Origin of the sequence: Mesorhizobium sp. 113-3-9 (genome assembly GCF_016756515.1) — a bacterium.
GTDB lineage: Bacteria > Pseudomonadota > Alphaproteobacteria > Rhizobiales > Rhizobiaceae > Mesorhizobium.
Map to the genome: position 1 here is coordinate 4734552 of NZ_AP023246.1, position 12051 is coordinate 4746602.

Genomic DNA, 12051 nt, shown 5'->3' on the forward strand with positions numbered 1-12051 from the left:
TGAGCGAGCCGGCATTTTCCCGCCATGGCCAAGGCGGACAAGCGCACCCCCGAAGAGCAGAAGCAGGGAAAGGCCCTTCGCGAAGAAGGCGCCAAATGGCTGAACCGTGTCGAAGCCGCCGGCAAGCTTGAAAAGCAATGGATGGACGACGCCGAAAAGGCGGTCAAAGCCTTCACTGGCGAGACGGCCAGCAACGATTACACTACGCCGACGACGCTCGGCACGACCTACGATTTCAACATTCTCTACGCCAACGTCGAGACCATCGTTCCCGCCGTCATCAACAGCCCGCCGGCACCGGACGTACGCCGTCGTTTCGGTGATGCCGATCCGGCCGCCAAGGATGTGGCCGAGATAATCGAACGGTCGATCAAGGTTCAGGTCGACGATTCAAAGCTCCAGGTCGAACTGGAGGCCGAGGCGCAAGACGCTTTCCTGGCTGGTCGCGGGGTCGTCCGGCTGCGCTTCAACAGCGATTTTGTGAAGGATGCCACCGATGGGCTCGACGAGACCGAGAATGCTGACGGAAGCGGAGCTTCGGATGGTGCGGGCGGCGGGAACGACGGAGCCGAAGTGTATGCTGACGGTGATGGCCCGGGCGCCGACGGCGTTGCCAGCCAGCCGGGAAGCGCAGCAGGAAACGAACGTCTCGCCAATGAGCGGATCGAATTCGAAGCCGTAAGCTGGCGGGATTATCGCCACGGCCCGGCCAAGCGCTGGAAAGACCGGCCTTGGGATGCCTTCCGATTCTGCATTCAGCGCGAAGACGAGGATACAGCCTTCGACGCCGGAATGATCGGCATCCAGACCTCCGATCAGGAGAAGAAAGCGCGCGGCGAATCCGACAGCGACCTCACCGGATGGGAAGTCTGGTGTAAGAAAACCCGCAAGGTCTATTTTGTCGACGACACAGGCGTCATCCTGAAGACGGTCGACGATCCCTTGGGCCTGACTGACTTCTTCCCGATCGCAACGCCGGTTCAGCCGATCGAACTCACCGGCCGACTGATGCCAGTCAATCCCTTCTCGATCTATTCGAAGCTCGCGGACGAGCTGGACCTGACCACCAAGCGCATCAACATCATCACCAACCATATGAAGGTGAAAGGCTGGTATTCCGGCGATGCGGGCGACATCGCCAACATGCTGGCGGCCGATGACACGGAATTTGTCCCGATCGGCAACTCGGATATCTGGGCGGCCAATGGCGGCCTTGCTGGTGCGGTCGCCTTCTGGCCGGTGGAAAAGTTCATCCTCGTTCTTCGCGAACTATACAACGCCCGCGACCAGACCAAGCAGGCGATTTACGAAATCACCGGGATATCGGACATCGTTCGCGGTGCCTCGAAATCCAACGAGACGCTAGGCGCCCAGCAGATCAAGACCCAGTGGGGCTCGCTGCGTATCCAGAAGATGCAGCGCATGATGGAACGCGGCGCGCGTGACCTGTTCGTGATGATGTCGGAAATCATCCCCGCCAAGTTTTCACATGAAACGCTCCAGCAGATGACCGGCATCCAGATTATTCCGACGCAGCAGGATTTGACGCCGATCCAGCCCCCGCCAGCACCGCCGCAGGGCGCTCAGATGCCGCCGGAGATTGCGCAGCAGTATCAGCAGGCATCGCAGGCCGCCCAGGCAGCGGAGAAGGCAAGGCAGGCCAAGGTGGCGCAAATGCAGAGTGTCCAGCAGCTTCTGGGGCAAAGACTTTCCAGCATGTACCGGATCGACGTCGAGAGCGATTCCACCGTGCGCGCGGACCTCACCAGGCAGAAGTCCGAAACGGCGGAATTCATGCAGGCGGCCGGCGCCTATTGGGCCGCCGTTGGCCCTCTCGTCCAGCAGGGCGCGCTCCCGAAGGATGTCGCTGTTGAAATCTTCGCCTCGAACTCGCGCCTGTTCAATCTCGGCAAGTCGGTCGAGGACGTGCTTGAAAAGATGATCACCGATGCCAAGGCGCAAGCCCAACAGCCTCAGAAGCCAAATCCCGAACAACAAAAAGCTGAAGCGGACGCGAAGGCGCGAGCGGAGGACCAGGCGTCAAAAGCTGCTGATGCGAAGCTCAAAAGCGACCAGGCCACGCAAGACATGCAGTTCAAGCGCGAACAGCACGACATGACGATGAAGGAAAAGCAGTTCGATCTGCGCTCCAAGCAGATCGCGGCTGCGTCCGATCAGAACCAGGTGCTCGCCGCGAATGGCATTGTGCCTCCGCCAATCCAAATCGACCCGATCGGCGGCGAGGCCGTCATGAAGGAGCTTGCCGCGCAACGGCAGATGTTCGGCGAATTCATGGTCGCAGTCACCGCTGCGCTGACAGCCCCGAAGAGGGTCATCAAGGACCAGCAGGGCCGCCTTGCCGGCGTCGAGACCATCCAGCCTCAACAGCAACAGGGAATGCAGTAATGGCAACCACCAGTGAAATCGAAGTTGGCATGGCCGCCATCGCGGCGCGTCTCAGTGAGCAGCGCCAGGTGATGCAGAAGGTCAAGGCTAATGCGGGCACGGCGTCGGCGGCCCTCGCTGCCATTCCGAGCGACTTCGCCGATGTCGTAGCGACCGTCAACGCCTTCGGCACGGGCAATGCCTATGAGGCAGCAGTGAAGGCCCAGCTTGGCAAGATGACGACCGAATTCAACGCGCTGAAAGCGAAGGCCGATGCGGTCGCGGCGGTGGATCTCAACAGCTAATGCTTGATGGGCAATTCTATCCCGGCCAGCAGCCGCAGTTTGACAGCGAAGTGTCAGGGATTCGCAATCCTTGGTACAAAAGTTCGCTGTTGCAGATAATTACACGGCAGTCTCTGACGACCAATCTGAAGCTGTGCCTTGATGCCGGCGATTCTGCATCGCTTCCGGCCGCCTCTACGAAATGGCTGGATACAGCTGGCGGCGGTTACGATTTTTTCCTGGGCACGACAGCGGGGGCAGAAGCGACCGACCCGACGATCAACGGGACCGCCAACGCTCGCACGCTCAACGAATATTTGTCCTTCGACGGCGGTGACTACCTAACCTACGACACCACCAACGAAGCGTGGATGAACAATCTCCATAAGGACAACGCGAAAAATGCCAGCGCAATTTGGATCTGGTACCCGTCGACAGCATCCAACTCTCTGTTCGGCAATAGCAATCAGGCTCCGGCCAGCATTGGCGTCGATTGGGTGGTCGTTGCCACGGGAAACCTTAAGTGGGCTCAAAGGAATGGGATCAGTACGGGCGTTAGCGTCACTTCCACGCTGGCCTTGACGCCTGGAGCGTGGAATTTCGTTGCCCACTCGATTGATGAAGCTGCTGGAACGATAGTTATTCAGGTCAATGGCAGTCAGGAAACGCTGGCGATTACCTACGTTTCCCCCTCAGCCGCCGCCGCCAGCTTCACGTTTCAGATCGGGACGCGCGGGAATGCAAGCACGCCTATGGCGAACACGTCTCGCCTGGCATCCATGGCTATGTGGGAAGGCAGGACGCTAACAACGGCAGAGCTTACTGCGCTATTCGAAGCCAGCCGTAGAAGGTTCGGCATATGAGAATCCCCAGCGGCAAGATCGACCAAAACATCTACTTCGTCGCGGTTGACACCACCGACCTTGTGACCCGCAAGACGGGCCTTACCACGTTCACGGTCTATCGCAGCCGCAACGGCGGTACCGCGACCGTCTACACTACGCCGACCATCGCCGAACTGTCCGCCGCCAACATGCCGGGCGTCTATTCGCTGCTGATCGATGAGGACACCACGATAGCGTCCACGTCGGACGCAGAAGAGTACACGGTGCACATCACCCAGGCGAGCATGGCGCCGGTGACGCGGGTGATTGAGCTTTTCCGCCGCGACACCACGAGCGGTCGAACCCAGCTTGTCGATGCCAACGGCAGGGTTGATGTTTCTGCCATCTCAGGCACGGCCCAGTCAGCACGCGACATTGGTGCAAGCGTTCTGCTGTCATCGGGCACCGGAACGGGCCAGGTGAGCCTCGCAGCCGGCGTAGTGGCCGCAAATGCAACCCAGATTGCCGGCGCGGCAGTGAACACCGCGAGCGCCCAGCTTGGCGTCAACGTGGTCAATGCCGGCGGTACCGCATGGAATTCAGGCGCGATCACGGCCAACACCTTCGCGGCCGGCGCGATCACGGCTGCAAAGTTCGCGGCCAACGCTCTTGACGCGGTCTGGTCGACCACGACGCGCATTCTTACGGCTGGCACGAACATCGTCTTGGCGAAGGGAACGGGCGTCACCGGTTTCACCGATCTGGATGCATCAGGAACCCGCGCAGCGGTTGGCCTGGCATCGGCCAATCTCGATACTCAGCTCGCCGCGATCGGCAACAAGACCATCAATCTGCCGCCCGATCCCGCCGACGCATCGGATATTGCCACGGCAACGAATGCCATCTTCAATCGCCTTGGCGCGCCGGTCGGAGCTTCCGTCTCGGCCGACATCGCCGCAGTTAAGTCAGATACGGGAGCGATCAAAACTAAGACCGACAACATCCCGGCTGCTCCTGCCGCCGTCGGAGACATTCCGAGTGCCGCGACAGTCGCCACGGCGGTTCACGATGCAGTGGTGGACGGCACCATGACTTTCCGCCAGTCGACCAGGCTGCAGAACGCCGCGCTTCTCGGGAAGGCCAGCGGCATGACAACCGCGACCGCAGTCTTCCGGGACGTTTCGGACACCAAGGACCGAATTGTCGCCTCTGTCGATGCTGACGGCAATCGCCTGGGCGTGACGCTGGACCCGACCTGATGTTTGCGGACCGCTATTTCGGTAAGCGCTACTTCCCGAACCGGTATTTCCCGACCGCGGCGGAATCGCCTGTCATTGCCCATCCCTTCGGTGGTGACCCCGGGGGGTACCGCCGGCCCATCAAGTATGTGCGAGACGGGAAAATCGTCGACCTCAACGAGCCGCCAGCGCCCGTCCTTGAGGTGGTCGAAGAGTGGCCGGAGCTTTCACCTCAGATCGTTGCGGCGCTGCGTGCTGGCCTGCCTGTGGACCAGCCGGCGCCCGTGGATCTCGCCGCGATGCTCGAACAGAAGATGGGCCAGTTGATGATACAGCGTCATCTGGCTGACCTCGCCGACGATGACGCTATGGCGGCCCTGCTTCTCGCCTGATTTTTCAAACGGCTTATCTTTTCGCACCAACCGGCCGCACCCTCCGTCCTGCCTCCAAGCGGGACTAGAAATGGCTCGGTACGTGTTTCGAAATGGCATCTTCGTCGACCGGCAAACGGGCGCTCCTATGGAGAAACCGTACGCCGGCCAGATCACGATGCCTAGCGTCATGTCGGACATTCCCGAATACCGTTCACCGATCGACGGTGCGGTAATCGGCTCGCGCTCACAGCGGCGCGACGACCTGAAGAAACACAACTGTGTCGAGTACGAGCCCAGCCTCTCCCCGACCAAGGGCAAATTTCGCAATCCCGACTTCTGCCAGAAGCGGGGCCTTCAGGTGTCAGAGGAATTTCGATGAGCGCTCAACTTGCTGCCGTGGCTGAAGCCGCACCCGTAGTCGTCGATGCCGGGGCGATCAATGACAATACTGTCGCCGACGATTCGGCGCTTGAAGCCATCTGGAACAAGAACGAGCGCGACAACGGGGCGGAACGCGAGAACGGCAAGTTCGTCAGCGCGGACCGGAATGAAACAGCCGACACGGTATCGCCGAAGGGCGATGATGGCGGGGAACCGGCCGGCGATGGTCTGACGCCTGGCGCCGGTTCGGTTCCCCTGCCTGACAACTGGAAAGGCCTTCAGGGCGCCGATGTCGTCAAGGGCGCATGGGAAAAGACCCCGGCTGAAATCCGGGCCTTCGTTGCGGCTCGTGAGCAGGAATTGCAGGGCCGCCTGTCCGACCACGGCCGGCAGCTTTCCGCAGTCAAGCCCATTCAGGAGGTGATCGACCGCCACGGCCACTACTTCGACCCCCAGAAGGGCCGCAAGCTGGCTGATGGGACGGTGGTCACGCCCGCGAAGGCGATCGACTTCCTTTTCAATGCCCAGGCCAATCTGGACCGGGCACCCGTCGAATCTATCATGGCCATCATCGACAGTTACGGCGTGCGCGACAAAATCGCGGCAGCCTTTGGCCATACCGTCCAGCAGGGCGAAAGCGAATTGCGGCAAGAGATTGCCGGGTTGAAGACGTTGCTCGCAACGGTCGGAAACCCCGCAAGTATCGATGACCGCATAAACCAGAAGCTTCAGGAGCGCGTCGAACAGCAGTCGGCCGCCGATGAGTTGACCCGCTTGTCAGCCGACAAGCCGCTCTACTCGGAAATTCCTGAAGTCGACATGGTAGAAGCAATCCACAAGGCGCGAAGGAAGCTTGGCGATGCCGCCTCGAAAGAGGCCGTATTCGGACTGGCTTACGACATGGCCGTGAACGCCGACCCCGATCTTCGGGCCAAAGCAGCCGCTGGAAAGCCAGCCGCTTCGAATGGTGCCGGCAAGGTCGAAGGCGCTCGTCGAGCCGCCGCCGTCAACATCCCATCAACCGCATCTGGCAAGGGCCGCGCTCTCACCGAAGAGGAAGAGTTGGCCGCTGTCTATGATCGAAACCAAAAAGGTTAAACACCATGGCTGGTCCGTCGACCACCTTCACTGAAATGGTGTCCACCACGCTTCGCAACAGCGCGAACGAGGTGGCGGACAACGTTTCGAAGAACAACGCCTTCCTCAACCGGCTGAAGAAGAAGAACAAGATCCGCAACCTTGACGGCGGCACCGAAATTCAGGTGCAGCTCGAATACGCGGAGAACAACACCTATCAGCGTTACGCCGGTCTCGACACGCTGAACACCAACGGCTCGGATGTCGTCACTTCCGCGAAATTCGACTGGGCGCAAGTCGCGCTGCATGTCGTCTCGAGCGGCAAGGAGCTTCGCCAGAACAGCGGCAAGTTCGCGATGATCAACCTCGTCAAGACCAAGAAGGGCAACGCGCTGAAGACCGCCGCGAACAACTTCTCGGTCGATCTGTACTCGGACGGCTCGCTGTCCAACCAGATCGGCGGTCTCGCCAACATTCTCCAGACCAACGGTCAGGGGACGGTCGGCGGCATCGATTCCGCAACCTGGACGTTCTGGCGCAACAAGTTCCTGGAGGCCACCGGCACCAACCTTGCCGCATCGCCTTCGGCAGCTAACGCCGCATCGTTCAAGGCCGACATGAACCGGCTCTGGCTGGGTCTGACGCGCGGCGCCGACAAGCCGGACATCATCACCTTCAGCCACGACTTCTATTCGCTCTACGAACTCGGAGAACAGCAGTTGCAGCGGTACATGGACGCCGACATGGCCCAGTCTGGGTTCATCGGCCTCAAATACAAGACCGCTGACGTGATCTTCGACGACAACACGAATTTCACGACCACGGCTGAAAAGGGCTACTTCCTCAACACGGATTACATCTACGTCGACCAGCACAAGGAGGCGCAGTGGACCCAGGACGACGAGAAGAAGCCCGTCAACCAGGACGCCGTTGTCATCCCCTTCTACTGGATGGGCAACCTCGTCACCTCGAACCGGTCGCTTCAGGGCGTCCTCTTCGACGCGGCATAAGGAGCGAAAACCATGACCTCTTTTGTTGGCATCGACGTTACCCAGACGTTCTCGGCGGCACAGTTGACCGGCGCGAATTCTGGCAAGGCTCCCAAGATCAACGACCTCTACGAGTCGTTTGACGGCAAGACCTACCGTTTCGTGAAATACAATCAGGGGGCGGGCGCCATCGCGGCCGTCATCAACAATGTTGTGGGCTTCTATGCTCCCGGCGGAACTTCGACCGGCGTCACGAATGAAGTCACTTCGGACGTTTCCGACACCGCTGCAAACGGTGCTGGCGTTCTGGCCGGCGCGCCTGGCAACGGCGAATACTGCTGGATCCAGGTGAAGGGGCCGGCGACGCTGAACACCGCCCTGGTATCCGGCGCATCCGGTCAGGCTCTTGCGCTGTCGGTCACCACTGACGGCACCCTGAAGGTTGCCGCCGCGGTTACCGAAACGGTCTGCGCATATTCGATCCTCTCGGCATCGAAAATCATCATGTGCGCCTTCCCGTACTGATCGACACATAGGCGGGGCTTCGGCCCCGCTTTTCCCCTTTCAACCAATAGGAGGCCAGCATGGCCAGAGTACGAAAAGCAGAAGCGCCTGCGGGCTGGGACGGCATCAGCCAGTTTCGCAAGCTCTGGAACGGCGGGGAGCATCGCAGGGCCTACGATCTGGCGACGGCCGCCGAGTTGTCGGAAGACGATTGGGCCGTGCTGCACGGCGAATTCCCCGAACTTCTGGAACTGATCAACACCTAAAGGGCGCTTCGGCGCCCGCCCATTTGGAGCAAAGACCAATGTCCGACAACCAAGCCCCGATGATCCGCGTGATGGGATTCAAGACGAGCTACGAGATGTTGCCGCTCAAAGGCGATCCCGTGACCGAGAAATGCGATCTGAAGGGCTACAAGCTCGACGCCAGCGGCCGGCGCATTCTTGAACGGCAGGCGGAGGACTGGGTGACCTATTCCCCGTCGCATTCGCCGATGAACACCAAGACGACCGAACGTGTTCGCCTGATGCTGCCCGATCCGTCGAAGATGGGCGAGGACCAGGACGGCGAAAAGCTGAAGTTCATGACGTTGCGCTGGATGCAGATCGAGCCGGCCTATGAAGCTTTCAAGAAGGGGCAGGACATCCCCGTCAACGGCATGGCGCTCGCGGCGTGGCCTGGCGTTTCGCCCGAGCAGGCCGAAGTGCTTCGGCAGTCTGGCATCCGCACGGTGGAAGAAGTCCGCGACCTTCAGGAAGGCCAGATGGACAAGGTTCGTCTGCCGAACATGCGCGAGATGCGAAAGCAGGCGAAGATGTTCCTCGAGCACACCGACGCGGCCAAGGCATCGGAGCGCGAGGCCCAGAAGGACGCCATCATTGAACAGATGGCGGAGCAGAATGCCGCCTTGGTCGAACGAATGGCGGCCATGGAAGCGCTTCTTGAAGAGCGCACCCAGCCCAAGGCGAAAGCCAAGGACGCAGCCTGATGGCTATTCTCGATGTGGTGAAAGGCGCTGCAACCGTGCTCGGCCTCGACGTGCCGAACCAGGTCTATGGCGCCACCACGCGGGAAATGGTCGAGATGCAGGATCTAGCCAATGTCATGGCGGCGGAAATTGTCGACGCCTACGACTGGCAGAAGCTGCTGATCTACTACACCATCACCGGGGACGGCGTGGCCTCCGACTTTGACATTCCGTCCGACTACAAGCGGATGCAGAAGACCTCTTCCATGTGGTCGTCCCGCTGGCTGTGGCAGACGATGCATCTGACCGGCCCGGATCAGTGGACAGAGCTTCAGGTGACGCCGATCGCGACCGTCAACGGCTACTGGATCATCTTCGGGGATCAGTTCCACCAGTGGCCGGTCATGGCCAACGGGGAGACCGTGAAATTCTTCTATGTCTCCAACCTGATCGTGAAGGCGAGCGACAATTCGACGAAAACCAGCTTCACGGAAGACGCCGACAGTTTCCGGCTTTCCGAACGGCTGCTGAAGCTCGCCATCATCTATCGGTGGAAGCAGAACAAGGGGCAGGCCTACGAGCAGTGGTTTGACGACTATCAGACCCTGCTGTTGCGCGACATCGACAAAGATCCCGGCTCCAAGGCTGTCATCTCCGGCGCTCCGCCTGTCAGTTGGCGCGGCCGCGGTATTGCCTGGCCCGGAACGGTCACAGGTGCGCCGTGAGACTGGAACGCTTCCCAGGAAGGCGCAAAGCGGTTGCGCCCCAGGCGCGCGCCGTCGCCAACCCGTATACGTTTGGCGCTCCCGTCGCCGGCTGGGTCACCAACCACAGCCTGGTGAAGTCGGCGCCGTTCTCGGCTCAGACCCTTGAAAACTTCTTCCCGACCTCTACCGGCATTGCCCTTCGGGGCGGCTCGATCAAGCGCGCGACGATCAGCGCCCTGCCGGTTGAAAGCTTCATCACCTACAACGCTAACGGCACCAAAAAGATTTGGGCCTGTGACGCGAATTCCATCCGAGACGTGACCTCGCCGGCAAGCCCGACCGTGCCGCCTTCCGCCGACGTCTCCGGGCAAACCTCGGGCTATTACGCCTACGTGAATTTCACCACGTCCGGCGATAGCTTCGTGATCGCGGTCAACGGCACCGATTTTCTTCAGCTCTTCAGCACCGCGTTCGGCTGGTCGGCCGTCAATGGGCTGGCGACCTATCGGCTGAACTTCGATGCGCAGACGGTCAATTTCCCAAGCTCGGGCACAGTCACGGGCGGGACGAGTGGCGCAACCGCTACCATCGTCAAGAACATCGACAACGGCGCCACCGGCTCGCTGCTGGTGCAGTCGATCACCGGCACGTTCCAGGACAATGAAACCATCACGGGCGGCGGCGGTTCGGCCAAGGCGGATATCCCTACCGGCGTTGTTCAGGTTTCGGCGGCGATCACCGGCGTCAACACGTCCTTGCTCTCGCATGTCTGGCTCTATCGCAATCGCCTGATGTTCATTGAGGGCGGCACGATGCGCGCCCGGTTCCTGCCCGTTGACAGCGTGACAGGCGCGATCGGCACCCTGAACCTGTCCGGTGTCTTCCAGCGCGGCGGTTCTCTCCTGTTCGGCGCAACCTGGTCGATGGATACAGGCGCCGGCATCGATGACAAATGCGTCTTCGTCACCACCGAAGGCGAGGCGGCGGTTTATGAGGGCTCCAACCCTGCCGGTTCGACCGCGGCGGAATGGAACATGGTCGGCCGCTACGACATCACCACGCCCATGGGCAAGCGCGGCACGATGCGCGCTGGGGGTGACTTGATCATCCTGACCAAGGAAGGGCTGGTTCCGATTTCGTCGGCGATCACCAAGGACGCGGCGGCCCTGTCGCTGGCGGCAATCTCGCGCAACATTGAGCCGGACTGGAAGCGCGAAGCGGCCCGCCGGCTTTCCTTGCCCTGGGAAATCGTGAAATGGCCTGACATGAATTACGCGATTGTGTCGCTTCCGATCACGTCGACCGGACAGGAAGCATGGTCGTTCGTCGTCAACCTTGAGACTGGCGCCTGGTGCAAATTCGTCGGCTGGGAAACCCGCTGCATCGAGCTTCACAATTCCCGGCTGTTCTTCGGCACGAATGACGGCAAGGTTTACGAGGGCGAAATCAACGGCAACGATGATGGCAATCCGATTGCCTATACCTATGTCGGCAATCCCGACCACATGAAGTCGCTTGGCCGGCTGAAGACGGTGCGCGAAGCCCGCGCGACGTTCCTCAGTGCCACGCCCTACACGCCGCTGATTTCGTTCTCGGTCAACTACTCCGTGTCGCTTCCTCCCGCGCCGACTGCCGCAGACGGTGGCACGGTCGATCTTTGGGATTCCGGCCTCTACGACGTGATGAAGTGGGACCAGGCCGCGCCTACGCCTTCGATTGGCGGCGGCCAGTGGATATCGATCGGCAAGACCGGCTACGTGGTCCAGCCGCAGTTGCAGATCACCGGCTATCTCGGGTTCCGGCCGAATACCGAATTCGTGCAGATGGACGTTACCTTTGAAAATGGAGGTGTCGTTGTCTGACTACGGCATCACCATCGAGAATTTCAAAGAGGCATGGCCCGAACTGGAGCCGCTGTGCAGAACCCACTACGGGGAGATGCAGGCGCGCATGGCCGCCGAAGGGATGAGGATCGGCGATTTCAAGCCGCGCGTGTCGACCTATGCCGGCGCGCCGCATCTGCTCTGCTTCGTGGTTCGGATCGAGGGCGAGGCAATTGGCTACGCATTCATCTGGATCACCCAGGACATGCACAACAGCGAACCGATCGCCCAGGAGGACACGATTTATATTCGGCCGGATCACCGGAACGGCATCGGCCGCCGGTTCACCAAGCATATCCTGGGCGAACTTAAAACGCGCGGCTGCGTCAGGGCGCACGTGACCATCGCTACCGATCTCCGCGTTGCCGCCATGTGCGAGCGCGTGGGGTTCAAGCGATCGGCAATCGCAATGACCTATTTTCTTCAGGAGACCTGACC

14 protein-coding genes are annotated in these 12051 nt (G+C 60.7%); all 14 read left to right on the forward strand.

The window, feature by feature from the left end:
• Positions 1-24: 24 nt before the first annotated feature.
• Positions 25-2406, forward strand: coding sequence for a hypothetical protein (locus MesoLj_RS23115; protein WP_202322711.1), 2382 nt, complete (start codon positions 25-27; stop codon positions 2404-2406).
• A gap of 29 nt (positions 2407-2435) precedes the next feature.
• Positions 2436-2690, forward strand: a complete 255-nt coding sequence (locus MesoLj_RS23120; protein WP_202322712.1) for a hypothetical protein — start codon at positions 2436-2438, stop codon at positions 2688-2690.
• A complete protein-coding gene (locus MesoLj_RS23125) occupies positions 2690-3532 on the forward strand; it encodes a LamG-like jellyroll fold domain-containing protein (RefSeq protein ID WP_202322713.1) in 843 nt (280 codons plus the stop codon). The genes MesoLj_RS23120 and MesoLj_RS23125 overlap by 1 nt, the downstream gene beginning before the upstream one ends.
• Before the next feature lie 62 nt (positions 3533-3594).
• A complete protein-coding gene (locus MesoLj_RS23130; RefSeq protein ID WP_202322714.1) occupies positions 3595-4752 on the forward strand; it encodes a hypothetical protein in 1158 nt (385 codons plus the stop codon).
• A complete protein-coding gene (locus MesoLj_RS23135; RefSeq protein ID WP_202322715.1) occupies positions 4752-5123 on the forward strand; it encodes a hypothetical protein in 372 nt (123 codons plus the stop codon). Before MesoLj_RS23130 ends, MesoLj_RS23135 begins: the two co-directional genes overlap by 1 nt.
• 70 nt (positions 5124-5193) lie before the next feature.
• Entirely contained in the window at positions 5194-5484 is a 291-nt protein-coding gene (locus MesoLj_RS23140; RefSeq protein WP_202322716.1) for a hypothetical protein, read from the forward strand.
• Positions 5481-6584: a hypothetical protein gene (locus MesoLj_RS23145; RefSeq protein ID WP_202322717.1), complete on the forward strand. Its 1104-nt coding sequence runs from the start codon at positions 5481-5483 to the stop codon at positions 6582-6584. The genes MesoLj_RS23140 and MesoLj_RS23145 overlap by 4 nt, the downstream gene beginning before the upstream one ends.
• A 5-nt stretch (positions 6585-6589) precedes the next feature.
• The gene (locus tag MesoLj_RS23150; protein WP_135918183.1) at positions 6590-7573 is read left to right on the forward strand and encodes a phage major capsid protein; all 984 of its coding nucleotides are present in this window, start codon (positions 6590-6592) and stop codon (positions 7571-7573) included.
• Positions 7574-7585: 12 nt separating this feature from the next.
• Entirely contained in the window at positions 7586-8077 is a 492-nt protein-coding gene (locus MesoLj_RS23155; RefSeq protein WP_202322718.1) for a hypothetical protein, read from the forward strand.
• Positions 8078-8136: 59 nt separating this feature from the next.
• Positions 8137-8322, forward strand: a complete 186-nt coding sequence (locus tag MesoLj_RS23160; RefSeq protein WP_202322719.1) for a hypothetical protein — start codon at positions 8137-8139, stop codon at positions 8320-8322.
• A gap of 38 nt (positions 8323-8360) precedes the next feature.
• Entirely contained in the window at positions 8361-9044 is a 684-nt protein-coding gene (locus MesoLj_RS23165) for a hypothetical protein (RefSeq protein ID WP_202322720.1), read from the forward strand.
• Positions 9044-9748 carry a hypothetical protein gene (locus tag MesoLj_RS23170; protein WP_202322721.1) on the forward strand — a complete coding sequence of 235 codons (705 nt, stop codon included), beginning with the start codon at positions 9044-9046 and terminating at the stop codon, positions 9746-9748. Before MesoLj_RS23165 ends, MesoLj_RS23170 begins: the two co-directional genes overlap by 1 nt.
• Positions 9745-11592: a hypothetical protein gene (locus MesoLj_RS23175; RefSeq protein WP_202322722.1), complete on the forward strand. Its 1848-nt coding sequence runs from the start codon at positions 9745-9747 to the stop codon at positions 11590-11592. Before MesoLj_RS23170 ends, MesoLj_RS23175 begins: the two co-directional genes overlap by 4 nt.
• The gene (locus tag MesoLj_RS23180) at positions 11585-12049 is read left to right on the forward strand and encodes a GNAT family N-acetyltransferase (protein WP_202322723.1); all 465 of its coding nucleotides are present in this window, start codon (positions 11585-11587) and stop codon (positions 12047-12049) included. The genes MesoLj_RS23175 and MesoLj_RS23180 overlap by 8 nt, the downstream gene beginning before the upstream one ends.
• Positions 12050-12051 lie beyond the last annotated feature (2 nt).

What these genes read in the sequence shown, in the direction of transcription:
- MesoLj_RS23140 (WP_202322716.1), top strand. Translation starts at nt 5,194, where the DNA reads ATGGCTCGGTACGTGTTTCGAAATGGCATCTTCGTCGACCGGCAAACG.
- MesoLj_RS23135 (WP_202322715.1), top strand. Translation starts at nt 4,752, where the DNA reads ATGTTTGCGGACCGCTATTTCGGTAAGCGCTACTTCCCGAACCGGTAT.
- MesoLj_RS23170 (WP_202322721.1), top strand. Translation starts at nt 9,044, where the DNA reads ATGGCTATTCTCGATGTGGTGAAAGGCGCTGCAACCGTGCTCGGCCTC.
- MesoLj_RS23125 (WP_202322713.1), top strand. Translation starts at nt 2,690, where the DNA reads ATGCTTGATGGGCAATTCTATCCCGGCCAGCAGCCGCAGTTTGACAGC.
- MesoLj_RS23155 (WP_202322718.1), top strand. Translation starts at nt 7,586, where the DNA reads ATGACCTCTTTTGTTGGCATCGACGTTACCCAGACGTTCTCGGCGGCA.
- MesoLj_RS23145 (WP_202322717.1), top strand. Translation starts at nt 5,481, where the DNA reads ATGAGCGCTCAACTTGCTGCCGTGGCTGAAGCCGCACCCGTAGTCGTC.
- MesoLj_RS23150 (WP_135918183.1), top strand. Translation starts at nt 6,590, where the DNA reads ATGGCTGGTCCGTCGACCACCTTCACTGAAATGGTGTCCACCACGCTT.
- MesoLj_RS23115 (WP_202322711.1), top strand. Translation starts at nt 25, where the DNA reads ATGGCCAAGGCGGACAAGCGCACCCCCGAAGAGCAGAAGCAGGGAAAG.
- MesoLj_RS23120 (WP_202322712.1), top strand. Translation starts at nt 2,436, where the DNA reads ATGGCCGCCATCGCGGCGCGTCTCAGTGAGCAGCGCCAGGTGATGCAG.
- MesoLj_RS23160 (WP_202322719.1), top strand. Translation starts at nt 8,137, where the DNA reads ATGGCCAGAGTACGAAAAGCAGAAGCGCCTGCGGGCTGGGACGGCATC.
- MesoLj_RS23165 (WP_202322720.1), top strand. Translation starts at nt 8,361, where the DNA reads ATGTCCGACAACCAAGCCCCGATGATCCGCGTGATGGGATTCAAGACG.